Genomic DNA, 24405 nt, shown 5'->3' with positions numbered 1-24405 from the left:
AAAAACCGCCTTCCACACCTTCGGCCCGTGGCCGTCACACATTAAGAAAGGGGCCCAAGGCCACCTTACCAGAAATCCCGCTATTGCCAATTGAGCAGACAGTAGTGTTTTTTGCCCCGGCGCAGCAGGGTATACCGGCTATAGAGCCTATCGGCATCGTCGAAGACGTAGTCTATCGACGCCTGTTTTTCACCGTTGACCGACACGGCATTGGAGCTTATCAAGGTCCGGGCCTGTCCGCGCGACGGCACCAGCTCCGCCGCCACCAGCGCCTGTTGCAAATCCGCGACGCGCTCAAGGTGGACCGTAGGCATGCCGTCCTGCGCCAGCTGAGCGAAATCATCCTCGGTCAAATCCGCCAGCGCGCCCGAAAACAGACTGGCGGTAATACGCTTCGCCGCCGCTAGCCCCTGCTCGCCGTGCACCATGCGGGTCACCTCTTCCGCCAGAACATACTGGGCGCGCGGCGCTTTATCGCTGGCGCGATCCTCTTGTTCCAGCGCATCGATTGCCGCAAGATCGAGGAAAGTAAAAAATTTCAAGAAGAGATACACATCGCTATCGGCGGTATTGATCCAGAACTGATAGAACTTGTAGGGACTGGTCTTACTGGGATCCAGCCACACCGCGCCACCTTCAGTCTTGCCAAATTTGGTGCCGTCCGCTTTGGTAATTAGCGGCACCGTCAGACCGTACACGGTATTTTGATGTAACCGGCGCGTCAAATCGATGCCAGAGGTAATATTGCCCCACTGATCAGAGCCTCCTATTTGCAGCGCCACGCCGTATTGCTTGTTCAGGCAGGCGAAATCGTAACCCTGCAACAGATTATAGGAAAACTCGGTAAACGAAATACCGCTATCATCACGGTTCAGCCGCTGTTTCACCGCCTCTTTATTGATCATTTGATTGACGGAGAAGTGTTTACCGATATCGAGCAGGAACGTCAGCACGTTCATCGAACCAAACCAGTCATAGTTGTTGGCGGCGACGGCGCTGTTATCGCCACAGTCAAAATCCAGGAACGGCGATACCTGACGTTTGATTTTCTCCACCCATTCCTGAACGGTTTCCGCCGTATTAAGTTTACGCTCGGTGGCTTTGAAGCTGGGATCGCCGATAAGACCGGTCGCGCCCCCCACCAGTGCCACCGGCCGATGACCGGCCAATTGAAAACGTTTGAGGCACAGCAAAGGCACCAAATGCCCCAAATGCAAGCTGTCGGCGGTGGGATCGAAACCGCAATATAGCGCGATTGGCCCAGCCGCCAACCGTTCAGCCAGCGCCTTCTCATCCGTGACCTGGGCAATCAGGCCCCGCTCCTGCAATTGTTGTATTAGGTTACTGCTTGCCATCAAAAACTCCATTATCAAGAAAAAGAAAAAAAGGACGCAACGGAACGCGCGCCAATCCTTAAAAAAAAGCAGTCAGGCCGACGTTGGTAGCGCGGCTAGGGCGCCAGCCGGTCAATGTGCCAGCCGCCGTTTTCGCGCCGGTAGAGAAACCTGTCGTGCATCCTGTGTTCGCCGCCCTGCCAAAATTCCATCGCCTCGATGCTTACCCGATAACCGCCCCAGAAACTCGGCAGCGGCACGTCACCTTGGGCAAATTTCTGTTTCAGCTCCAGGAATTTACTTTCCAGCACCCCGCGGGAGGAAATACGGCTGGACTGGCGTGAAACCCAGGCGCCTATTTGACTGTCACGTGGACGGCTATGGAAATACTTCATCACCTCGATAACCGACAACCGCTCCGCGCGTCCCAGCACCAGGACCTGGCGCTCCAGCACGTGCCAGGGAAAATGCAAGCTGATGCGGGGATTATGCGCCAGATGCGCCGCCTTGCGGCTGCCAAGATTGGTGTAAAACACCATCCCCTGACGGTCAAAATGTTTAAGCAGTACCAGCCGTTGATAGGGCTGGCCGTTCTCATCCACGGTGCCAACGCTCATCGCGGTGGCGTCGGGTAGCTGCGCGGCGCAGGCTTGCTTTAGCCATTGCTCGAACAAGTCCATGGGCTCCGCCGTTAAATCGGCGCGGCGTAGTCCGCCCCGGGTATATTCCCTGCGCAGGGCGGCAATATCGATTAATTGTTCAGTCATAATGTGCTAAAAAGGCGGCAATGAAAGCCGTTATTGTGCGCCGTGACACTGAAAATCTCAATCATTTACCCGCGACGCTCTGGATGGCGCAATCATCAACGATAATTTTGTCCTGCCGCTCGATAAACGCTCGCTCGCCCTTCGACCAGAAGCTGTATTGACCATCACTATAGCGGGCGCCGGAGGCGCTGACGACCTGCGGTAAACTCAACTGCTGACCATCGAGAATAAAGTTCACCCGCTCGCGGGCATTATCCAGCGTCACGGTCAACGGCAGCGTACCACATTGATAGTGTAAGGTCTCCGTTTGCGCACTGCGGCCGCCGTGATAGCTACAGGCGGAGGCGGCCAGCGCCAGGGAGAGTATTATAATAGGGTTGCGCATCATGTTTATGTCCTGTTTGATGATTAAACACCGCCTTAAGCGAGGCGCGCAATCGCCCGCGCTTCTCTTTGACCGAGATTACGTCTTCTCTGTCGCGGGCATGACCGGATAAATCGCCCCCAACAGCGTCTCTTCCCTGGCGCCGGTGACCGAAGGCAGATTACCCGGCAGGCCGGATAAGGTCCGAAACGCCAGCCAGGCGAACGCAAGCGCCTCCATATCATCGCCGCTCACGCCGAATTTGTCGGTGGGACTGACCTCAATTCCCGGCAGCAGTGCCGACAATCGGTTCATGACCAGCGGATTGCGCACGCCGCCGCCGCAAACCAGCAAATGTTCACAGCCGCCGCACAACAGCACCTGCTGCGCAATCGTTCGTGCGGTCAACTCCACCAGGGTCGCCTGCACATCCTGGGCGGGAACGGGGCCCAGCCGCGAGAGCTTTCGCTCCAGCCAGCCGAGATTGAAATACTCCCTGCCGGTACTTTTCGGCGCCGCCCGCAGAAAATAGTCATCTGCCAATAGATGTTGCAGCAGACTTTGATGCACCTGGCCGCTGCGAGCCCAGCGGCCGTCCTTATCATAAGGCGCCTTGCGGTGTCGCCAGGTCCAGGCATCCAGCAGCATATTGCCGGGTCCGGTGTCGTAGCCGCGGATCGGCTGGCCCGGCAGTAGCAGAGACAGATTCGCGATGCCGCCGATATTCAATACCATCCGCCGTTCCTGGGGATGCGCCAGCAGCGCGTGATGAAACGCCGGCATCAGAGGCGCCCCCTGCCCGCCCAGCGCCATGTCGCGCCGGCGAAAATCGCCCACGGTCGTTATCCCCGTCATGGCGGCGATGCAGTTATTATCGCCTATTTGCAGGGTACAAGGGGCGACCCCTTCCGGCTCGTGCCAGACGGTTTGCCCATGACAAGCTATAGCGGTCACTTCGTGCGGCGCCACGCCTGTCTGCTGCAGTAAACATAGCACCGCCTCGGCGAACAAAATGCCAAGTCGGGTATCCAACTGTCCGAACCTCGAAAGGGTCACCGCCTGTCCCTGGCACATCGCCAGAATCTGTTGTTTGATAGGCATCGGAATAGGATGGCAGTAGCGGGCCTGCTGCGCCACGGTGTGCTCATCGATTGCTGCCAGTACCACATCGATGCCGTCCAGGCTGGTGCCGGACATGATGCCTATATAGCGGCCGGTTCTCATTTCACTCCCTCTCCCTTGTGCGGGAATGTGACTTAATAAGGGTAACTTACCTAGCTTTAAGGCAGGAGGCCATGAAAATTCATACAACATTCCAGATTGTTACGAACTAAGTAATAATCTGACTTAAACTTATTAATATTTAGTAATCTAATCATATTGGTTCGTTTATTCGCAGTTTATCTTTTTTTCGATATAATTGTCTGTAGTCTCTGCGCGTTACAGGTCACTTCGATTCCCTACACCGGCGCATGAAGTTTTTACCGTTTATCCGCTTCTGTCCGGGATTGCCGCGCAGAGCAGCATATTAACTGGAGTTTTTTATGATGAAACGTTTGATCGTGGTGGCCCTGGCCGGTATGACAGTGGCGGGTTGCGCCAACAATAGCACTCTGTCCGGTGATGTTTATTCCGCCTCGGAGGCCAAACAGGTTCAAAGCGTGACGTACGGCACCCTGGTAGGGGTTCGCCCGGTACAAATTCAGGGCGGTGAAGACTCCAACGTCATTGGCGCCATCGGCGGCGCAGTGCTGGGCGGATTTCTGGGGAATACGGTCGGGGGCGGCAGCGGCCGCAGCCTGGCAACCGCGGCGGGCGCCGTGGCCGGCGGCGTGGCGGGCTCAAGCGTCGAGGGTGCGGTGAACCGGACTCAGGGCGTGGAGCTTGAAGTGCGTAAAGATGACGGTAACACCATCATGGTTGTACAGAAACAGGGCAATACCCGTTTCAGCGTCGGACAGCGCGTTGCGCTTGCCAGCAATGGCCGCACTATCACCGTATCCCCGCGCTAACCCCCTGCTTGCGCGCAATCTCACTGTTTGCGCGCAACAAAAACCGGCCCCAGGGCCGGTTTTTGCTCACGTCAGTGCCGTGGACGTAACGCATTAAGACTTGTTATAAAGCTCCAGAATATTCTTTTCCAGTTTGGCAATCATATTGCTCAGCAACTGAATCTCCTCCTGGCTAATGCCATTAAGAATTTCATTTCGGGTGCTGTCGATAACATTGTTCACTTCTTTGATAATAGGTTCAGCAGATTCGGTCAGTTTGATCCGCTTCGCCCGGCGGTCATTGGCACAGGTATGCCGGGTGATAAGCCCTTTTTCTTCGAGCTGATCCAGCGTTCGCACCAACGAGGGCTGTTCGATGCCGATAGCCTTCGCCAGTTGAATCTGAGACTGTTCCGGCGGCAACTGGCAAATATTATGTAAAGTGATCCAATGCGTCTGTGTGAGTTCTAAAGGCTTTAAACGGTGGTCAATTAAAGCGCGCCATACTCGAACAAGTCGCGCCAAATCTGATCCTAATGGCGATTCCAATTCTCTCTCCTTATAATGTAAGCTGATTAAGCTTGCTCCCTGGATTCCCCTCCATCCTAATGGGTGGATGAGCAAATTACAAATATATATACCCATAACCTAAGCATTATGTAGAGATCGATGTAAGCGACATATTCTTCCTTAATAAAATTTGGACGCCACGCACACGCGCCGTTTGCGACGAACACTCCCGATCGCGCCGGGAAACGCGGCGTTCTGCCCCCACTGATTCCCTTGTGGTTTAAACACGCTGGCAGACATCAAGGGGTATCCCCGCAGAAGCCAACGCAGCCGGCTTTCACGCTGACGAACCGGACAGTTTATTCATAACTGTAACACTATTATTGCCACATACGTAGTTTATTGTTAATTTAAGTTAAATGAAGATATAACAAATATCAATATCCCATGTATTTAGTATCATATTGTAATTTAAATATATAAATAAGTATTTAATGCGTTAGAAATTATTATAGAGAAAAACCACAGCTTCGTGGCTAATTTTTAGCTAATTATCACCAAATTCTGACGTTATTTCCTCGCCGTTAAAATGTTTTCTCTTTTCAGAAAAATACTCCTCCCGCTGGCTATTGTCGCCCGATGACGAAGGATTATCCATAGCGTGCCGGGCTGAAAGCTATTTATTATCCCTTCGCGTTAGGTTTTATTTCGGACGGGGATAATCAGAGGTTAATCCCCTTTCTTCGTCCGGACATAGCGGACGATCGTTTTACAACACCAGACGCCCGATCGGAGCCTGCGCCGCCGGCCGACAACGTACCCGTTGACGGCCTCGCAAAAGAGGGTTCGCCGCGGGTTATGCTAAACCCGATGGCAACGGGAAACTTAACCATAAGCTCAAAGACGCGCCGTGCTTGCCGCCCGGCACAGCGGCGGTTAAAACAGCGAGGGCTGTTCAGGCTCGTCCGGCAAAGCGTCACGCCTGGCAGCGGCACGGTGCAGCCGCAGGTAGCGCTGGTGACAAAGCCGCAGCACTTCACGTTTTTGACTGTCGTTCATCCCTCCCCATTGAAAACGTTCATCCCAGCTGCGCAGGCAACCGCGGCAATAGTCCCGGGCATCCGATTGGCATACCCCGCGGCAGGGATTGGGCAGGCTGAAAAATTCAAGTTGTTCCGCCACAGTACCTCCTCTGCCTCTAAATTGAAGACGGCATTTTCCATGCTGGCAAGTTATTTTTTACCCAGCGGGCCGGCATTCTGTGCTAAGCGGCGGCATTGAACCGGTTTTACAGTGCAGTCTATACTGAGGTATCTTCACTTAACACGGCCGCACCGACCGTGATAGCTCACGAGGACATTATGCGTTTATTACATACCATGCTTCGGGTAGGCAATCTGCAACACTCTATTGATTTTTACACCAAGACGCTTGAAATGCGACTCCTGCGCACCAGCGAAAATCCGGAATACAAAACAACACGCTGGCGTTCGTCGGCTATAGCGACGAAAGCGAAGGGGCGGTCATCGAGCTGACCTATAACTGGGGGTGGACAGTTACGACTTAGGCAACGCGTATGGCCATATCGCTTTGGGGGAGACAATGCGGCCGCCGCCTGCGAACGCATTCGCTAGGCCGGGGGCAAAGTCACCCGCGAAGCCGGGCCGGTCAAAGGCGGTAGCACCATTATTGCCTTCATTGAGGATCCAGACGCTACAAAATTGAACTGATTGAGAACAAACAAGCTGGTCAAGGCGTCGGCAATTAATCTTGTCAGCACGGCCGGAACCCCAGGGTTCACGGCCCGTTCTTCCCGCCCCGTCTGCATAACTCACCATGCAAGACGTACCAAAATTTGCCATAATAGCGGCTGAATTCGCTGAACATAAGAACAGGCATGGCTGAACAAGACGATTTGACTACCCTCCGCGCCCGCTTTCGCGGCTTTTATCCCGTTGTCATTGATGTGGAAACCGCAGGCTTTAACGCCGTGACCGATGCCCTGCTGGAAATCGCCGCCGTAACCTTGAAGATGGATGACGATGGCTGGTTGCAGGCTGACTCCACTCTACATTTCCATGTTGATCCCTTTCCCGGCGCGCTGCTGCAGCCGGAAGCGCTGGCCTTTAACGGTATCGATCCGCACAATCCGCTCCGCGGCGCGGTTGGCGAGTATGAGGCCCTGCATGAAATTTTTAAAATGGTGCGTAAGGGGATTAAAGATCAAGGCTGCAACCGCGCCATTATCGTCGCCCACAACGCCGCTTTCGATCATGGCTTCTTAATGGCCGCAGTCTCACGCGCCGGTTTAAAACGCAACCCTTTCCATCCCTTCGCGACCTTTGATACGGCGGCGCTGAGCGGCCTGGTGCTCGGCCAGACCGTGTTGGCCAAAGCCTGCGCCGCGGCCGGCATCGCTTTTAACAGCGGCGAAGCGCATTCTGCGCTGTATGACACCGAACGTACCGCGACGCTGTTTTGTGAATTGGTCAACCGTTGGAAACGTCTTGGCGGCTGGCCGGTCGCAATGCCCGCACCGGGCGATGCCGAAGAAGAGGCGGTCGCCGCACAAGATCGCGCCAACCCGACTCTCGATTTATAAAGCTTCAGCCCGGCGGCATTGCGCGCAAAAAAAAGGCCATCCGAGGCGTCGGGTGGCCTTTTTGCAGCGGTTAAGAAATCTGTACCGCGTTCGCTACGCCCCAATCGCGCAAGCGGAACGCAGTCTATGCAATTTTTCGGTCTGCCGTGGTCTCTTATTACTGCGCGCTATCGGTTTGCGAATTGTATTTTACCGCGGTTTCTTTAATAAGCGGTTGCAGTTCGCCGCGCTGATACATCTCGATAATGATGTCGCAGCCGCCGATGAGCTCGCCATCCACCCACAACTGGGGAAAGGTCGGCCAGTTGGAGAATTTCGGCAGTTCCGCGCGGATATCCGGATTGGTCAACACATCAACATAGGCGAAACGTTCGCCGCAGGCGGACAGCGCCTGTACCGCCTGGGCGGAAAAACCGCAGCCCGGTAATTTTGGCGAGCCTTTCATGTACAGGAGAATCGGATTCTCGGCGATCTGTTGCTGAATTTTTTCGATAGTCGTAGTCATTGTCTCGCTTCCTTAAGCCAGTGGCTGGCTTTTATTTCTCGTGCATCGTATCTGACGTAATTCACTATTCTAACGATTCCCGGGTGAACATTTAAATGCTTTTTTTAGGTTTGCCGCGCCTGGCGCCCTCGGCCTGCCCTGCGGGCGTCTGCTGCACTGCGCTGCCAGTTTGACCTTGCCAGGGCGCCACTTTCGGTTTAGGGTAGTTAACGGGTTGTAAAAGCGTTGATTTTTACGGCACCCGCCGCGCAAAAACCCGGCAAATGGGCTTTTATTCACGTTTATTCACAATCTGTATGAAAATACGGATGCGGATGCATTAGGCCCACAAATAGCTTAAATTCATCGGAGTCGTCATTTTCCCTCCGACTTTGGGCCACAGAAGATAGCGTTTATTATGCGTTTATGCTTTTTGTGCTGCTGTTTACCCAGCTCTTTCTCAATCTCGCGCACGCCGCGCCGAATGCGGGAGTGAATGCCGATCAACGTAAATCCCAGGCCAGTGCGGCCAAAACCGGTGACCGCCGCAAGCGCAAGCCCGTCAAGCTGCTGAAAAAAAGCCGCAGCGCCGAAAGCGAACCCCTACGCCATCCCGAGGCGAAAATGGACGCCGTCAAGGCGCGCAAGGCCGTGGCCACCAAATCGCCCGCCGCCGCAGCGCCGCATGCCGATAAAAAAACTGCGGTCGGTCCGCCCGACAACGCAGTCCGTCTGCGGCAATAAAAAAGGGCGTAAGAGCCCTTTTTAACGTCGGGGCAAAGCCCGGTACAACGCCGGACAGCCCGCTTGCATCATTAATTTAATACGGCGGTGAAGCTGAAAATCACAATGACCAACAGCGAGAAGACGGTAGTCATTAACGACAAAGCAAAATCGCGGCTCATGCTATTTCCTTTTGACGCTATGGCGTCAGGTGGTTGACCTCATGTTTATCCGGCCTTCATCTTGCCATATCTGAGGCCAAAAAGCATGTCCCACCGGCGTGCAAGCGCATATAACGCTTTCACTTTATCGGCAAATCGAGGAAAATTGTCTTTTGTTGGCAGGCAAACGATTCACTTAGCATTATACCCTGCTGCCGGGGGATTCAGGAGTAGTTTAGACATGGCAACCATTAAAGACGTAGCCAAACGCGCTGTCTGGAACGCCATAAAACAGCTTAGCTACTCCCACAGTGCGGTGGCGCGCAGTTTGAAGATCAACCGTACCAAATCCATCGGCCTGCTTGCCAGCACCAGCGAAGCCCCCTACTTTGCCGAGATAATCGAATCCATCGAACACCAATGCTTTGCCAGAGGCTATACCCTTATTCTGTGCAACTCCCATAACGAGCCTCATAACAGCAAGCCTATCTGCAAATGCTGGCGCAAAAGCGCGTCGACAGTCTACTGGTGATGTGCGCTGAATATCCCGAAGCGCTGTTGTCGCTGCTGGAAAAATATCGCCACATTCCCATGGTCGTCATGGATTGGAGTGAGGTGCGGAGATTTTACCGATACCATCATCGATAATGCCTTTGCCAGCGGCTATATAGCTACCCGCTATTTGCTCGATCGCGGGCAACGGAATATCGGCGCTATTCACGGCTAACTGGCACGTAACACCGGCAGCGGACGCCACCGCGGCTATCTCCATCCCTTAAACGAAGCCGGGATCATCCCTAACGCGTCATGGATTGTCCAGGGTGATTTCGAGCCGGCTTCCGGTTATCGCGCCATGTAGCATATTCTGGCTCAACGTCACCGTCCCAGCGCGATATTCTGCGGCGACGACGAAATGGCCATGGGCTCCCTGTGTGCAATTCACGAGCAAGGGTTGCGGGTACATCAAGACATTTCGTTAATAGGCTACGATAACGTCAGCCACTCATGTTATTTCACCCCGGCGCTCACCACCGTCGATCAACCCAAAGCGGTATTAGGTGAATCCACGCTCACCATGCTGCTGTATAGAATCATCAGCAAGCGCGAGTCCGCGCAGACGATTGAAGTCCACCCGGCGCTGATAGAGAGAAGCTCGGTGGCCGACGGCCCTTACCGCTCCCGCTAATTTCCGCCCTCATTATTGACGGCAGGCTCTCGTGCACGACGGGAGCCGCCTGGCTTGCGCCCGACGTTTTACACGGTGCTTGCCGCGAGGGACACCCTCCTTACCGCATGCGTGAATAATAACTCTTTAGGCTAATAAACTTTTTGTGAAGGGTGACTATTTCTCATTTTTATCATTGATTTAGACTCTTATCCCTAATTCTTCTTTTAGAGTTGTCTAAAGCCGGATGCAGGCTTATACTCAATTGCGTTAATAATTATAACGAGTTTTCTATTCATTTGCTTTAGGGACATAATGTTTACTCATGTCTGTTTCTTTCGGACAAAGCAACCGGTTTGACAGCCATTCTGAGTTTCTATTCCTCTGTTAATTTTGTCGTATCAGACACCACGGCATACAGTGGATTCTTATAAAAGCTCGCAGGCAGCGCCTGGCTCTTCCTGACGAGGTATTTTCAGAAGAAAGGTGATGGAGAAGCTATGAGTTCCTCGTGTGTTTAAGACCTGAGCTTTCAAGATAACGCTTGGTATCGCATCGTCCATGAATTACTCGCTGAGGCCGACATTGAGATCAATGGATCGCGTCCATTTGATATTCGCGTCAATAATCCGGATTTTTTTAAGCGCGTGTTACAGGACGGTTCGCTAGGCTTAGGTGAAAGTTATATGGATGGCTCGTGGGAATGCGAACGGCTGGATATGTTTTTCCAGCGGGCTTTGCGTTGCGGGCTGGAAAAGAAGCCCCCCCCATCATTTCAAGGATACCCTGCGCATCGCCGCGGCGCGTCTGACCAATCTCAAATCGCGTAAACGGGTCTGGATTGTCGGCAAAGAACATTATGATTTAGGTAATGACCTTTTCTCACTGATTCTTGATCCCTATATGCAATATTCCTGCGGTTATTGGCCGCATGCCGACAATCTGACGCAGGCCCAACAACACAAACTGGAGATGATATGCCAGAAACTGCAACTGCAGCCCGGTATGTCGCTTCTTGACGTCGGCTGCGGCTGGGGCGGTCTGGCGCATTATGCTGCAGAGCATTACGGCGTCAAAGTTCACGGCGTCACCATTTCAGCCGAACAGCAAAAACTGGGCTTTGTTGAATAAATATAACTTTTAGGTGATCGTCTGCTCAGATCACTACCGTCATTTCAACATCTGCACTCCATGGCAAAGCAAAAGTTTAAAATAACCAACTGGTCCACTTACAACAAAGCTCTCAAGCAGCGCGGGGCTCTGACGATATGGCTGGATGAGTCGGCAATTGTTGCATGGACGGAAAAAACAACGCCTGAACGGCGTGGCCGGCCGCTTCACTACGCAGATATGGCTATCACCACTGTTCTGATGATGAAACGCGTGTTTGGCCTTTCGTTAAGCGCTTTACAGGGCTTCGTTGACGCCATTTTTAAACTGATGTGCTGCCGCTAAGATGCCCAGACTACTCGCTGATCAGCAAGCGAGCAAAGACAGTTAAGATCAGCATAAAAACGCCGACCCGTGGTGAAATCTCACCTCTAGTCATTGATGGAGCCGGCCTGAAGGTCTTTGGCGAAGGCGAATGGAAAGTCCGACAGCATGGTGCCGACAGACGGAGGGTGTGGCGTAAGCTGCATATAGCCACAGACAGTGTAACGCATGAGATTATCTGTGCTGACTTATCGCTCAGCGGTACGACGGATGCTCAGGCCCTACCAGCTCTGATAAACCAGACCCAGCGGAAAATCAGGGAAGCGTCGGCTGATGGCGCTTACGATACCCACTACTGTCATGATGCTCTGCTGAGGAAGAAAATAAGGCCTCTTATTCCTCCACGAGGTGGGGCGCAATATTGGCCAGACCGATACCATGAGCGTAACTACGCCATTGCGAATATCTAAGTCTGCGTGACTATGATGCGCAGGAGGTGAGGCAATGGCGATGGTCAAAGCGCTTAACAAAATGACGCTGTTAGGAATGCCGAACAGCATCCGGATCGCATAACAATCGATCTGCTAGGGAGGCATAGTCACAAGTTCTGATTTATTCAACAAAGCCCAAAAACTGGCGCAAAAGCGCTGTGAAGGACAGGATGTCACTATTTTGCTACAGGATTATCGCGACCTGAATTTGCAATTCGACCGCATTGTGTCGGTGGGGATGTTTGAGCACTTAGGGCCTAAGAATTACTCCACCTATTTTGATGTGGTTGCCCGTAATTTAAAACCCGACGGGCTGTTTTTGTTGCACACCATCGGTGCGAATAAAACCGATATGAATGTTGATCCGTGGATCAACAAATATATTTTTCCGAATGGCTGCTTGCCCTCCGTTCGGCATATCGCCGATGCCAGCGAACCGCATTTTGTCATGGAAGATTGGCACAACTTCGGCGCGGATTATGATCGCACGCTGATGCCCTGACATGAATGCTTTCTCGCCGCCTGGCCGATGTTGCAGGGCAATTATTCCGAGCGTTTCTACCGTATGTTTGTTTACTACCTCCAGGCCTACGCCGGCGCCTTCCGCGCCCGCAATATTCAACTCTGGCAGGTACTGTTCAGCCTCCAGGGGGCGGAAGACGGTTTACGCGTCGCGCGTTAAGTCTTTGCCGCGTAAGGGCGTACGAGCCGGGTGTCGGCGTTTTCAGTACCTTTCTCTGTCAGGCGCGTTCGCGCGCCGCCAATACTCGTTCCACGGTGTCGACAATGGCCTGCGTCTGCGGGTCGATTTCGATATTGACGCTATCGCCAAGCCGTTTCTTGCCGAGGGTGGTGCGCATCAACGTTTCAGGTATTAAATGCACGCAAAAGCGGTTGACCGTTACTTTTCCAACCGTCAGGCTGATACCGTCGACGCCAATATAGCCTTTATGCAGGATATATTTCATCAGCGCCCGTTCCGCCACGGTGAACCAAATCTGGCGGTTATTTTCCGACGCGACAATTTTGCTCAGTTCGGCGGTGCACATAATATGTCCGGACATCAGATGACCGCCAATTTCAGCCTGTAGGCTTGCCGCCCGCTCTAAATTGACCTCATCCCCAACCGTGAGCGCTCCCAAATTGGTCAGCCTGAGCGTTTCTTTCATTAAATCGAAACTAACCACGTCATCCGTGATGCCGGTCACCGTCAGACAACAGCCGTTATGCGCCACCGAGGCACCGATAGCCAAATCCGGCAACAGCGCCGCCGGCAGGCGGACATAATGGGTACGAAAATGATCTTTTTCTTCAATCGCGATAATGGGCACGGTGGCCTGAACAATCCCCGTAAACATGCGTTTTCCTCATCTGGCTACACCGAACGTCGTGGCGCTCACTTTGCCCCATAATATGACGAATTCCAAATACTGACACGGTGCAATAGAGGGCATATCCCTCATATCGCGTCGTTTTCCTGCTATCTTCGCCGACGAAATGCTTTACACTATCCCGCTAAAAGGATCCTGCCAGGTGAACGTCAGGATTTCCGCTAATAAAAATTTTTATCAAACGAAAGAAAGGTGTCTACGTGGCTTTGTTGAATAAACCGATTTTATGCTGCCCCTCCAGTGCAACTGCTGATCATCCTGGCAACGTAAAATCATGCAATTAGGCCGCGTAAGAAAACGGCACACCTAGGGTGGCAAGCATTTTCCGCCAAAACGAGTATGGCAAAACAGCGTGATTCCCTATTATTCAACAAAGCCTGTCTACGTGCAAAATTATGTTAAGGAAGCGCGTATCTTGCTGGCTCTCTCCATCCCAGTCATTTTCGCCCAGGTGTCACAAACGGCGATGGGCGTGGTGGATACCATTATGTCCGGCTCGGTAAGCGCTACCGACATGGCCGCGGTGGCGGTGGGAACGTCCATCTGGCTACCGGTCATTTTATTTGGTCACGTTCTGCTGCTGGCGCTGACGCCGGTTATCGCTCAGCTTAATGGTTCCGGGCGCCGGGCCGTATTGCTCATCAAGTCCGCCAGGGCTTCTGGCTGGCGCTCGGTGTATCGCTGGTCATCATGGTATTGCTCTACAACAGCCATCGCGTCATCGACCACATGCACAGCGTCGAGCCGGTGCTGGCGGAGAAAGCGGTGGCGTTCTTGCGCTGCTTACTGTGGGGAGCGCCCCGGGTTATCTGTTTTTCCAGGTGCTGCGTTGCCAATGCGAAGGACTTTCCCGCACCAAGCCCGGCATGGTCATTGGCTTTCTCGGCCTGATGAGTAATATTCCCATCAACTATGTCTTTATCCACGGCAAGCTCGGTATGCCGGCCCTGGGCGGCGTTGGCTACGGTGTGGCGACCGGCTTCAGTTTACTGGATAATGTTTCTATTGCTGCGCGCCTACACGCGCCGGGCGAGCACGTTTAGCGATCTCCGCCTGACGGGCAGGTGGCAAAAACCGGATCCGGCAGCGCTAAGGCGGCTGTTCACCTTGGGTTTACCGGTGGCGCTGTTGGTCGCGCCGCTGGGCATCGTTGCCGTAGCTGGTCATCAAATTGCCCTCAACTTCAGCTCGCTGATGTTTGTGCTGCCGCTGTCGATAGGCGTGGCGGCCACCATCCGTATCGGGTATCGCCTGGGACAAGGTGACGTTGAGCAGGCGCGGGGCAGCGCCTGGTCCAGCCTGATGATAGGCGTCACGCTGGCCTGCTGCACCACCCTGTTGCGTGAGCGTATTGCCCTGTTGTACAACGACTCCGGCCGTGGTGATGATGCCTCGCATCTGATGCTGATGGCGGCCATCTATCAGATCTCTGATTCTATACAGGTTATCGGTAATGGCGTGTTTCGCGGCTATAAAGATACCCGCTTGATCTTCTTTATCACCTTTACCGCTTATTGGTTGCTCGGCCTACCGTGCGGCTATGTGCTGGCGCTGACGGATTGGCTTCGTCCCGCCATGGGGCCCAGCGGTTTTTGGTTCGGGTTCATTATCGGGCTTACCTCTGCCGCTATATTAATGATGTGCCGCATGCGCTGGCTGCAACGACAGACGCCCGCGCGAATTTTGCACCGGGCGGGGCGCTGAGGGCGAAATGTGCCTTGAGCGGTGAAAAAGCCGGCTTAATGCACATTCCCTCGACAATCAATCGGCGTCTGGGCGAAAAAACGCGTTTTCCCCTTGCAAGGCGTGATAGAGCCCGTTAATATTCGTCCCGCAGGCAGCAGGCAACAAAATGCGTTCTTAGCTCAGTTGGTTAGAGCACTACCTTGACATGGTGGGGGTCGATGGTTCGAGTCCATTAGAACGCACCATTCTCTGTGCGTCCGTAGCTCAGTTGGTTAGAGCACCACCTTGACATGGTGGGGGTCGGTGGTTCGAGTCCGCTCGGACGCACCAATAATGTCTGTGCCTCTTCCTTTGCATACGCCTTTCTCGCCCTTTTTTTTTCCATATGCTGCTTCAAGGCATTTTCAAGATGGCCGCGTCGACGTGCGCTTAAAACCGCAACGCGCGATATCAAGCCCTATCAGTGATTTATGCCGATAAGGGCTAAAGTGCGATGATCTGTTGTAAAAATGACACAATTACGCTTTTTTTTGTTCTAACGCATTAATTGTCCAGTTTTTACTTTGTTTTCCGCCGGCCAATAACTATAATGCAAAACTTTATTTCAATTGAATGGTTTGCAACGATTGATTTGTCTTAAATCGATAAAAACAGCATTGTCCTGCGGCGCACTTTGGCCTCGCCGGCTTGAGCCGTTCTGCTTTTTTCCTTACGTTCTGAGCTTTGTCACCTATCCTTTAAAATGGACCGCAGGTTTGAAGCGGCTTTTTTTTCATCGTGGGCCTGGTCCGGTGATGCACCAGCTTTATCATTCATCACAAATTATAGAAATCAACGTTATGAAAAAGACTAAAATTGTTTGTACCATCGGCCCGAAAACCGAATCCGAAGAGGTACTGTCCAGCCTGCTTGATGCAGGTATGAACGTCATGCGTCTCAATTTTTCCCATGGTGATTATGAAGAGCACGGTCAGCGCATCAAAAATCTGCGTGCGGTGTTGAAAAGAACCGATCAGCAGGCCGCGATTCTGCTTGATACTAAGGGCCCCGAAATCCGCACCATGAAATTGGTAAACGGCGCCGATGTCTCGCTGCGCGCCGGCCAAACCTTTACCTTTACGACCGATCAGAGCATTATTGGCAACAGTGAACGCGTTGCGGTCACCTATCCGGGGTTCACCCAGGATCTGGCGGTAGGTAATACCATTCTGGTCGATGACGGTCTGCTGGGCATGACCGTGACCAGCGTCACCCAGGACCAGGTTGTATGTAAGGTACTCAACAATGGCGATTTGGGTGAAAACAAAGGGGTTAACCTGCCCGGTGTGTCCATTCCCCTACCCGCGCTGGCGGAAAAAGATAAACGCGACTTGATTTTTGGCTGCGAACAAGGCGTCGATTTTATCGCTGCCTCCTTTATTCGCAAACGTTCCGACGTACTGGAAATCCGCGAATACCTGGAACAGCACGGCGGCAGCCATATCCAGATCATCTCTAAAATCGAAAACCAGGAAGGGCTGAATAATTTCGACGAAATCCTCGAAGCCTCCGACGGCATTATGGTAGCCCGCGGCGATCTCGGTGTCGAAATTCCGGTGGAAGAAGTGATTTTCGCGCAGAAAATGATGATCGAAAAGTGTAACCGGGCGCGCAAGGTGGTGATTACCGCGACCCAAATGCTCGACTCGATGATCAAAAACCCGCGTCCGACCCGCGCGGAAGCCGGCGACGTGGCCAACGCCATTCTGGATGGTACGGACGCCGTGATGCTGTCCGGCGAGAGCGCCAAAGGTAAATACCCGCTGGAAGCCGTGACCATTATGGCCACTATCTGCCAGCGCACCGATCGAATGCTGCCGAGCCGCATCGACAGCCTGAACGATAGCCGCAAACTTCGCATTACCGAAGCGGTCTGCCGCAGCGCGGTCGAAACCGCAGAAAAACTGGAATCGCCGCTGATTGTAGTCGCGACCGAGGGCGGCAAATCCGCCAAGTCAGTGCGTAAATATTTCCCGAAAGCGGAAATTCTGGCCCTGACCACGAACCCGCTGACCGCCCGCCAGCTTCTGCTGAGCAAAGGGGTGTCCTGCCAGCTTGTCGAAGAAATCGCGTCGACCGATGATTTCTACCGCATCGGCAAGGCAATGGCGTTGGAAACTGGTTTAGCGGCCAAGGGCGACATTATCGTCATGGTGTCCGGCGCGCTGGTACCGAGCGGCACCACCAACACCGCCTCGGTGCATATGCTGTAACGCAGGCCGGGGGCAGGCATGTCTGTCTCCCTATTCTTGCGGCACTGCACGACGTAGCGCCGCCGCTGGCGCGGTGCGCTTAGAGCAGATCCAGCTCATCCACCCCGGGCGTCGGCCCTCCTCTCAGGCCCCTGTTCATGCAGGGGCTTTTTTGTTGGCCCCAGCCGGCGTTATTAAATAAGTGTAATACTTATTAATTAGCGGGCATCCTGGCAATACCGCAATTGGTACCATAATGGTATAAAGAAACTTTATCTGTGGACCTATTTCACGGCCCGTTGGCCATCATCATCAGCGCTAATTGGGCGGACAGACAAAAAGAATCACGTCAGGGAAATAAAATATTTAGCGCAACCAATTTCGATAGCACGTTTTGCCGCTGACTTAATCGGAGAAATCTTATGGCCGCAAGGCTCTTAGCCCATTTTTTTAACCACCCTGTAAAATAAGATGTTTCTTTGAGCGGTCGATCGAATTTAATCGTTTTATTCACAAAATTTATTCTCATTCGAAAATAGTTTGTGTAATACTTGTAATGCTACATGGAGATTAACTCAATCTAGAGGGTATTAATAATGAATCGTACTAAACTGGTACTGGGCGCGGTAATTCTGGGTTCCACTCTGCTGGCTGGCTGCTCTAGCAACGCTAAAATCGATCAGCTGTCCTCCGACGTTCAGACCCTGAACGCCAAAGTTGACCATATCAGCAACGACGTGAACGCTCTGAGCTCCGACTTACAGGCTGCTAAAGACGACGCTGCCCGTGCTAACCAACGTCTGGACAACCAAGCCACTTCTTACCGTAAGTAAGAGTTCCGGTCTTGATGGGAATGGCGCACTCTGTGCGCCATTTTTTTACCTGCCAAACCCAAACCACTGGCGCTTGATTCCTCCCCTTATTGTGCGCCCGCACGCATCATCATGGGATGCCTTAATCCCTAACTTAATCCCCAAGAACGCGCCAGAGGCCTGGCCTAGCTCATCACGCCACCAGGTGCAGCCAGACGCGCGGCTTAAAACGTTGCCTTGAGCATACCAGTGCAAAAACGACGACGGACGCGCCGCCAGTTCAGGCGATGCGTCCGTCTTTATCTATCGTTGTGCTGCGGCGGCCCTACGTCAACACCTCAGCCCGATGCCGAGCGTGGACAGGCCGATTATGCGCCCGCAGCGCCTTTTGCGGCAGTGTGGTCAGCCGTTTTTTCCACCATCTGAGACGCCTCTGGCGGCGCCGGTTCACCGTTATTGACCAGCACCGGCATACCCGAGCGGCGCGCCACGGCCTGCTTCACCATGGAGCAGTCCGTCGCAGGCGCGGCAACAAATTTGCTCGTCCTGGCTTAAAGCGAATGGGTAAAGTCTGCGGATCCTCTTTCTCCGTGCGGGACAGCGGTTGATGGACCTACACATAGCGCTTACCGTCAGGCTCCACCGCCACTTTCACCTGCTCATTGATGACCTGAACGCGGGTACCGACCGGTACGCTGTTAAATAGGGCCTCAATATCGTCCGGCCGTAACCGAATACAGCCAGAGCTAACCCGCATGCCGATACCAAAATTGGCATTAGTGCCGTGGATAAGATAAGTGCCGGTACCGGCCGCCAACCGCAGCGCGTACAACCCCATCGGGTTTCTCGGGCCTGCCGGGACCACGGCGGGCAGCGTAATAACCTGCTCTTTCAGGTAAATCTTGCGGATATTGGCGGTCGGCGTCTAGGTCGGATTGGGGATTTTCTGGCTAATCGACATCACTATCGTCGGCGTATTGCGCCCCAGTTGGCCAATACCGATGGGGTCGACGATCACCTGGTTTTGTCCCTGGGGGTAAAGTAAAGCTGCAATGCCGCGAGATTGATGACGATACCCTTGCGCGGCGTATCGGGTAACAGCATTTGACTGGGGATGGCCAATACCGTGCCCGGCCGGGGGAGCCAGGGATCGGTGCTGGGATTGGCTTCCAGCATCGCCAGCAGGCCGATTTTGTATTTGTCGGCGATAGCCTCCAGCGAACCGCCATCCTGGATGACGGTATGGGTTGTGTTCTCACCGATAAGCCGGCTGTTGTCAGGCGGTAAGGGATAGACGGTAGCGCCGGCCGCGTTGATGCCGCAGCACAGCGTCCAGCGTCCAAGCCAGCCTGTTGGTTATGTTTAGCATAAGCGATCCTGGGTCAGTAACCTGTAGAGCGGCGCAAGGGCAAGTCATGGTGAAGTACGACCGACCGGCGCCAGCCCTGATTGTACCAAATGACCGGCCGTCACCGAGATGCAGCGGACTCCTAAAGCTCGGCGAAAGCCGCCCTGCCGAACAGCTGCACGCGACCAGAAGCAAACGCTTCGGGCTAGGCGTCCCCCAACGGTCGATAACGCGGCGCCATAGTGCAAATTACCAAGATCGAGGGTATGCCGCTTGGACGCCAGCAAGGGAGTAAGAGAAGCAACTGTCTTGAACGATAAAATTATAGAGAAACGTGATGGTACGATTCATCCCACTCTTCGTTCTTTCTGAGTATCGTGTTCAGGATAGTCAGAAGTTTACGCATACAGGCAACCAGCGCGACTTTTTTGGCTTTTCCCGCTGCAAGCAGCCGCGTATAAAATGCTTTTATCACCGGATTAAAGCGGGTTGCGACAAGTGCAGCCATATAAAGCGCTGTTCGGACTCCGCCCCTTCCGCCAAAGATGGTTCGCCGGCCCCGCATGGTACCCAAGTCCCGGTTTATGGGAGCAACGCCTACAAGCGCGCTGATGGCTCGTCTCGAGAGGCTACCCAGGTCGGAAACCTCCGCCAGCAACGCTGCAACCGTCATCGTACCAACCCCTTTAATACTGCTCAGTCTGGCAGCCAGCTTTTTGAAGTGGTTCCTGATGTAATAGCATCAAAATCGTCAGAGTCATTACTGACCGTAAACTGAGCAATATCACTGCTGGCAGCAATGTCCAGTGTCGCTTTAGAAACATCAATTTCCACAAAAAGTGGATTTGGCAGACTCATTATTACCTATCCTTGCAAATACGTTATGGAGTACGGACAACTGTTCAGGTTTCAGATGAGTGGCTCAGTATAGGCGTCATTAGCTTCTCTACGGGCTATAAACCCTGGGATGAATCAGACTACATACACCTTGACAAATCTATTCGTCACCATGCTAACTAAATTTCAAGATACAAGAGGTGAAGAGATGAAGAGACCAAGAAGTGAGTGAGAGAATTGGTCCCTCCCCACGAAGAGGATGCCGGCAACAATGACGAACGCAGATCGAGGTGAGCGGCCCCCCGCTGCGCCAGCGGCCGGGTTTGGCGCCCTGAGGCCATCCCGCTCGGGACGGCGAACGCGTTTACTGGCGCGCGGCAACCTGGGCGCGAATGCCCCGGACCATGGCTTCCAACCCTTGCGACCGGGACGGCGTCAGGTGCTGGGTGAGAGCCAGCGCGTCGAAAAAAGGCCGCACGTCATATGCAACAATCTCCGCCAGCGTCAGCCCCTGATAGAGGATAAACACCATGGCGATAAGCCCTTTCACAATGGCGGCGTCGCTATCGCCGTACAGCTGGACGCTGCCATCGGCCTGGGTCGACAGGACAATCCATACTTGGCTTTGGCAGCCGGCTATCCGATTATCCGGCGTGCGCATCTCCGCCGACAGCGGCGGTAGTTGCCCGCCCAGTTCGATAATATACAGATACTTCTCTTCCCAATTGCCGCAGCGGGAAAAATTGCGCAGCAATTTATCTTTATCAGGCAGATTCGCCATCGTTACGTGCTTCCCTGTCGGCTATCAGCCCAGCAAACGCTGCACCCGCACCAGACCGGCCACCAGCCGGTCAATATCGTCGCGATCGGTATACATCGCAAGCGACGCACGGCACATACTCGCCACCTGGAAATAGGCCATCAGCGGCATGGCGCAGTGGTGGCCGGTGCGGATGGCGATACAGTATTGATCGAGGAAGCTGCCAACATCATAAGCATGGTGTTTCCCCAAATTGAACGCGATAACGCCGGTGCGATCGTCAGGCCCGTACAGGGTCAGGTCCGGCACCTGCTGCAACGCTTCGAGCGTATAGCGCATCAGCTCGTGCTCATAGGCTTGAATGCTGTCCAGCCCCACCTGTTCAATATAGGCAATCGCAGCGCCCAACCCCATCATGCCGGCGGTATGGGGAGAGCCTGCCTCAAAACGCCAGGGCGCATCGTTGAAGGTGGTACCTTCGGTCAAACTGACGGTGCGAATCATCGAGCCGCCGCCTTCCCAAGGCGGCATGGCGTCCAGCAATGCTTTCCTGACGTAGAGAATACCAATACCCGTCGGACCATAGATCTTATGGCCTGAGAACACATAAAAGTCGCAATCCAACGCCTGCACGTCCACTTTCTGATGCATGACGCCCTGCGCACCGTCGACCAGCACCACCGCGTCGCAGGCTGCGCGCACTTTAGCAATAAGTTCCGGAAGTGGATTGAGAGTGCCGAGCACATTGGAAACTTGGGTGACGGCACACAGACGGGTGCGATCATCAATTAACCCCGGCAGTTTGGCTATGTCAAGCGTGCCGTCAGGCAACAGCGGAATATAGCGCAGCGACAGCTGCTTTTCCTCAGCCAGCATTTGCCAGGGAACAATATTGGCGTGATGCTCCATCTCGGTGATAAGAATATTATCGCCGGGCTGAAGATGCTGCCGGCCCCAGCTATTGGCCACCAGGTTGATGCCTTCGGTGGCACCTTTAACGAACACGATTTCATCCGCCGAGGCAGCATGGATAAAACGCGCCACCTGTTGACGCACGTTTTCCATGCGGGTCGTGGCTTCGCTGCTTAAGGTATGAATACCGCGGTGTACCGCAGCGTATCCCTGGCGATAATAGTCGCTTTCACAATCGATCACGGCGTTAGGCTTTTGCGCACTCGCCGCGCTGTCAAGATAGGTCAGCTGCTTATCGTTTAACTGCCGCGCCAAAATGGGAAAATCAGACCGGATTCGCGCAATGGGATAGGTCATGCCGCCACCCCCTGTAAAGCATCGGCGATACGCGCCAGTACCGTGTCGCGCACCCCTTCGTGGCCAATCGCTTCCATCACTTCCGCCGCGAAAGCATAAATGATCATCTGCTGGGCGTTTTCGCGGGTGATGGCGCGCGAACGCAGGTAAAACATCTGCTCTTCATCGATTCGCCCCACGGTGGCGCCATGACTGCATTTCACGTCATCGGCATAAATTTCCAGCTGCGGTTTGGTATCCACCTCCGCCAGGCGATCGAGCAGCAGATTATTATTGGTCATCTGACCGTCGGTTTTCAGCGCATGCTTGGCCACTTTAATCAGGCCGTTGAACACTCCCTTGCCGCGATCGCGGGCGATCACTTTGTGCAGCTGGCGGCTCAGGCAATGGCCTTTATTGTGCTCAAGATAGGTGCGGGTATCGCTGATATCCTGCCCCGACGGCAACAGCAGGCTGTTTATCGCCAGATCAGAGCCTTCGCCGTTCAATTGCGCGCTAGTCTGATGTCGGGTCAATCCTGCACCGAGAATAAAAGTGCTGCTTCGCACCACCGCATCGCGGCCCACGCTGATATCGTTATGGCTAAAGTGGTAGCTGGCGCGGCTTTCAAAAGCCAGTTTAATATGGCTCAGGTGCGCATTATCACCGACCGCCAAAGTGGTACGGGCGCCGCTAAAATGCCCCTGGGCATCGACGCTGGTGAAATGTTCGATAATTTGCCCCTGCGCACCAGACTCGATATCGATATGATGGCGGTAATGCAGCGTGCTCAGCGCTTCTTTGTCCTCACTGCCCTGGCTGATATGCAGCAGATACAGCGGGCGCTGCGCCGCCTTGCCCTCCGGCAGGCGGATGCGGGTGGTCTCCTGACTCAGGCTTTCGGTCAAATGCAAAAACACCTCCGGCTGAATTGGCGCAGGCAGCGCCCGACGGGCGGCCCCTTCCTCCACCTCGATTTGCCACAGGCCAGTATCGCTATCACTCAGCGCCGGCGCAAAGCGGCCATCGACAAACACCAACCGGTAGGCATCCAGCGTCAGACTGAGGGCATCGCGCACGGCAGCAGACACCGAGCGGGCGGTGGCGGGCGCAAAACGGTGCGCCAACAGTCCGTCAAGCGGGGTGTATTTCCAGTGCTCGTGCTGGCGAGTGGGCAGCCCCAGACGTTCTACATCCCGCCAATGGGCGTAAGCCTCGGCGGAGCGCGCCACGCTCTGACCGGCAAACAATTGGTGCCATTGAGTCAGCACGTGGGCGTTACTGTTGTTCGGTAAGCCAGCCATAACCTTGCTCCTCAAGCTGTTTCACCAGGGAAAAATCACCGGATTTCACAATGCGGCCCTGATACAGCACATGAACGTGGTCGGGTTGGATATAGTCCAGAATGCGCTGATAGTGGGTGACGATAATAAAAGAACGTTTGCCGTCACGCAGGGTATTGATGCCGTGGGCGACAATCTTCAGCGCATCGATATCCAGACCGGAGTCCGTCTCATCCAGAATGCACAAATCCGGCTCCAGCGCTGCCATTTGCAGAATATCATTACGTTTTTTCTCGCCGCCGGAAAAGCCCACGTTCACCGACCGGGTCAGAAGATCGGCCGGCATTTTCAACAGTTCAATCTTGGCGTCGATAAAATCGGCAAAATCGAAGCGGTCCAGCGGCGGCTGTTCGCGGTATTTGCGCACGGCATTGACGGCCGTCTGTAGGAAAAACTGATTGCTGACGCCCGGAATTTCCACCGGGTATTGGAACGCCATGAACACGCCTTTGCCGGCGCGCTCTTCAGGCTCCAGCGCCAGCAAATCGCGGCCTTTGAACATAACGTCCCCGGAGGTGACCTTATAATCTTCGCTCCCGGCAAGCGTCGCGGACAGGGTGCTCTTCCCGGAGCCGTTCGGCCCCATGATGGCATGGACCTCGCCGGGTTTCACTTCCAGATTCAGTCCCTTGAGGATAGCGTTGTCTTCCACGCTGACGTTCAAATCTTTAATCGATAACATGTTTCATTTTTCCTTTACCCGACCTATCGAGCCATCCGGGC

20 protein-coding genes, 2 tRNA genes and 8 pseudogenes are annotated in these 24405 nt (G+C 54.0%); 13 read left to right on the top strand and 17 right to left on the bottom strand.

Going from position 1 to position 24405, the window contains the following annotated elements; translation table 11 throughout:
• Nucleotides 1-80 precede the first annotated feature (80 nt).
• From tyrS to anmK, 4 genes are all read right to left on the bottom strand, one after another.
• The gene (gene tyrS, locus SGP1_RS12835) at nt 81-1355 is read right to left on the bottom strand and encodes a tyrosine--tRNA ligase (protein ID WP_011411268.1); all 1275 of its coding nucleotides are present in this window, start codon (nt 1353-1355) and stop codon (nt 81-83) included.
• A gap of 95 nt (nt 1356-1450) precedes the next feature.
• The gene (gene pdxH / locus SGP1_RS12830; protein ID WP_011411267.1) at nt 1451-2101 is read right to left on the bottom strand and encodes a pyridoxamine 5'-phosphate oxidase; all 651 of its coding nucleotides are present in this window, start codon (nt 2099-2101) and stop codon (nt 1451-1453) included.
• A 61-nt stretch (nt 2102-2162) separates the two neighbouring features.
• The gene (locus SGP1_RS12825; protein WP_011411266.1) at nt 2163-2489 is read right to left on the bottom strand and encodes an MliC family protein; all 327 of its coding nucleotides are present in this window, start codon (nt 2487-2489) and stop codon (nt 2163-2165) included.
• A gap of 75 nt (nt 2490-2564) precedes the next feature.
• Entirely contained in the window at nt 2565-3689 is a 1125-nt protein-coding gene (anmK, locus tag SGP1_RS12820) for an anhydro-N-acetylmuramic acid kinase (RefSeq protein WP_011411265.1), read from the bottom strand.
• 320 nt (nt 3690-4009) lie between these two features.
• On the opposite strand from anmK, the gene slyB reads away from it, so the two are divergent.
• The gene (gene slyB, locus SGP1_RS12815) at nt 4010-4477 is read left to right on the top strand and encodes an outer membrane lipoprotein SlyB (RefSeq protein ID WP_011411264.1); all 468 of its coding nucleotides are present in this window, start codon (nt 4010-4012) and stop codon (nt 4475-4477) included.
• Nucleotides 4478-4570: 93 nt separating this feature from the next.
• Here slyB and slyA read toward each other — a convergent pair whose 3' ends face one another.
• The gene (gene slyA, locus SGP1_RS12810; protein ID WP_011411263.1) at nt 4571-5005 is read right to left on the bottom strand and encodes a transcriptional regulator SlyA; all 435 of its coding nucleotides are present in this window, start codon (nt 5003-5005) and stop codon (nt 4571-4573) included.
• Nucleotides 5006-5902: 897 nt separating this feature from the next.
• Nucleotides 5903-6148, bottom strand: coding sequence for a DUF1289 domain-containing protein (locus tag SGP1_RS12805; protein ID WP_011411262.1), 246 nt, complete (start codon nt 6146-6148; stop codon nt 5903-5905).
• A 179-nt stretch (nt 6149-6327) separates the two neighbouring features.
• On the opposite strand from SGP1_RS12805, the pseudogene gloA reads away from it, so the two are divergent.
• Both gloA and rnt read left to right on the top strand, forming a co-directional pair.
• Nucleotides 6328-6734 (top strand): annotated as a pseudogene (gene gloA / locus SGP1_RS27505) (lactoylglutathione lyase).
• Between the two features lie 129 nt (nt 6735-6863).
• The gene (gene rnt, locus SGP1_RS12800) at nt 6864-7568 is read left to right on the top strand and encodes a ribonuclease T (RefSeq protein WP_011411261.1); all 705 of its coding nucleotides are present in this window, start codon (nt 6864-6866) and stop codon (nt 7566-7568) included.
• Nucleotides 7569-7725: 157 nt separating this feature from the next.
• Here the strand turns inward: rnt and SGP1_RS12795 are convergent, their stop codons facing one another.
• Nucleotides 7726-8073 carry a Grx4 family monothiol glutaredoxin gene (locus SGP1_RS12795; RefSeq protein ID WP_011411260.1) on the bottom strand — a complete coding sequence of 116 codons (348 nt, stop codon included), beginning with the start codon at nt 8071-8073 and terminating at the stop codon, nt 7726-7728.
• Nucleotides 8074-8478: 405 nt separating this feature from the next.
• Between SGP1_RS12795 and SGP1_RS12790 the strand changes: the two genes are divergently transcribed.
• A complete protein-coding gene (locus tag SGP1_RS12790) occupies nt 8479-8796 on the top strand; it encodes a hypothetical protein (protein WP_041866971.1) in 318 nt (105 codons plus the stop codon).
• Nucleotides 8797-8867: 71 nt separating this feature from the next.
• Here the strand turns inward: SGP1_RS12790 and SGP1_RS29760 are convergent, their stop codons facing one another.
• Complete coding sequence (locus SGP1_RS29760; protein WP_148203490.1) at nt 8868-8957, bottom strand: YnhF family membrane protein; 90 nt, start codon at nt 8955-8957, stop codon at nt 8868-8870.
• 220 nt (nt 8958-9177) lie between these two features.
• Between SGP1_RS29760 and purR the strand changes: the two are divergent.
• The 4 pseudogenes from purR to SGP1_RS12770 all read left to right on the top strand — a co-directional run.
• Nucleotides 9178-10122 (top strand): annotated as a pseudogene (gene purR / locus SGP1_RS12785) (HTH-type transcriptional repressor PurR).
• 503 nt (nt 10123-10625) lie between these two features.
• Nucleotides 10626-11217: pseudogene (locus SGP1_RS12780) on the top strand (class I SAM-dependent methyltransferase); the annotation flags it as partial.
• Between the two features lie 75 nt (nt 11218-11292).
• Nucleotides 11293-12108 (top strand): annotated as a pseudogene (locus SGP1_RS24160) (IS5 family transposase).
• A gap of 54 nt (nt 12109-12162) precedes the next feature.
• Nucleotides 12163-12708: pseudogene (locus SGP1_RS12770) on the top strand (class I SAM-dependent methyltransferase); the annotation flags it as partial.
• Nucleotides 12709-12766: 58 nt separating this feature from the next.
• Here SGP1_RS12770 and SGP1_RS12765 read toward each other — a convergent pair.
• Nucleotides 12767-13384 carry a riboflavin synthase gene (locus SGP1_RS12765; protein ID WP_011411259.1) on the bottom strand — a complete coding sequence of 206 codons (618 nt, stop codon included), beginning with the start codon at nt 13382-13384 and terminating at the stop codon, nt 12767-12769.
• Nucleotides 13385-13802: 418 nt separating this feature from the next.
• Between SGP1_RS12765 and SGP1_RS12760 the strand changes: the two are divergent.
• The 5 genes and pseudogenes from SGP1_RS12760 to SGP1_RS12740 all read left to right on the top strand — a co-directional run bounded on the left by SGP1_RS12760 (nt 13803) and on the right by SGP1_RS12740 (nt 18167).
• Nucleotides 13803-15121, top strand: a pseudogene (locus SGP1_RS12760) (MATE family efflux transporter).
• Nucleotides 15122-15271: 150 nt separating this feature from the next.
• Nucleotides 15272-15348 (top strand) — tRNA-Val (locus SGP1_RS12755).
• 8 nt (nt 15349-15356) lie between these two features.
• Nucleotides 15357-15433: transfer RNA gene (locus tag SGP1_RS12750), tRNA-Val, on the top strand.
• Between the two features lie 509 nt (nt 15434-15942).
• Entirely contained in the window at nt 15943-17355 is a 1413-nt protein-coding gene (gene pykF / locus SGP1_RS12745) for a pyruvate kinase PykF (protein ID WP_011411258.1), read from the top strand.
• Between the two features lie 575 nt (nt 17356-17930).
• Nucleotides 17931-18167 (top strand): major outer membrane lipoprotein, encoded by a 237-nt coding sequence (locus tag SGP1_RS12740; RefSeq protein WP_011411257.1) that lies wholly within the window; start codon nt 17931-17933, stop codon nt 18165-18167.
• A gap of 347 nt (nt 18168-18514) precedes the next feature.
• On the opposite strand, the gene SGP1_RS36445 is transcribed toward SGP1_RS12740, so the two are convergent.
• From SGP1_RS36445 to sufC, 8 genes and pseudogenes are all read right to left on the bottom strand, one after another.
• Entirely contained in the window at nt 18515-18652 is a 138-nt protein-coding gene (locus SGP1_RS36445) for a hypothetical protein (protein WP_424141110.1), read from the bottom strand.
• A gap of 110 nt (nt 18653-18762) precedes the next feature.
• Nucleotides 18763-19475: pseudogene (locus SGP1_RS12735) on the bottom strand (L,D-transpeptidase family protein); the annotation flags it as partial.
• Between the two features lie 341 nt (nt 19476-19816).
• Nucleotides 19817-20194: pseudogene (locus tag SGP1_RS12730) on the bottom strand (transposase); the annotation flags it as partial.
• Complete coding sequence (locus SGP1_RS33535; protein ID WP_243466009.1) at nt 20191-20352, bottom strand: hypothetical protein; 162 nt, start codon at nt 20350-20352, stop codon at nt 20191-20193. The gene SGP1_RS33535 and the pseudogene SGP1_RS12730, both read right to left, overlap by 4 nt.
• A 343-nt stretch (nt 20353-20695) precedes the next feature.
• Entirely contained in the window at nt 20696-21112 is a 417-nt protein-coding gene (sufE, locus tag SGP1_RS12725) for a cysteine desulfuration protein SufE (RefSeq protein ID WP_011411256.1), read from the bottom strand.
• Between the two features lie 24 nt (nt 21113-21136).
• Complete coding sequence (sufS, locus tag SGP1_RS12720; protein WP_011411255.1) at nt 21137-22360, bottom strand: cysteine desulfurase SufS; 1224 nt, start codon at nt 22358-22360, stop codon at nt 21137-21139.
• Nucleotides 22357-23643, bottom strand: a complete 1287-nt coding sequence (sufD, locus tag SGP1_RS12715; RefSeq protein ID WP_011411254.1) for a Fe-S cluster assembly protein SufD — start codon at nt 23641-23643, stop codon at nt 22357-22359. The genes sufS and sufD overlap by 4 nt, the downstream gene beginning before the upstream one ends.
• The gene (sufC, locus tag SGP1_RS12710; RefSeq protein ID WP_011411253.1) at nt 23618-24364 is read right to left on the bottom strand and encodes a Fe-S cluster assembly ATPase SufC; all 747 of its coding nucleotides are present in this window, start codon (nt 24362-24364) and stop codon (nt 23618-23620) included. Before sufC ends, sufD begins: the two co-directional genes overlap by 26 nt.
• Between the last annotated feature and the right edge of the window lie 41 nt (nt 24365-24405).

The sequence above is a fragment of the Sodalis glossinidius str. 'morsitans' genome (genome assembly GCF_000010085.1).
GTDB lineage: Bacteria > Pseudomonadota > Gammaproteobacteria > Enterobacterales > Enterobacteriaceae > Sodalis > Sodalis glossinidius.
This window is presented reverse-complemented; position numbering and strand designations above follow the sequence as displayed.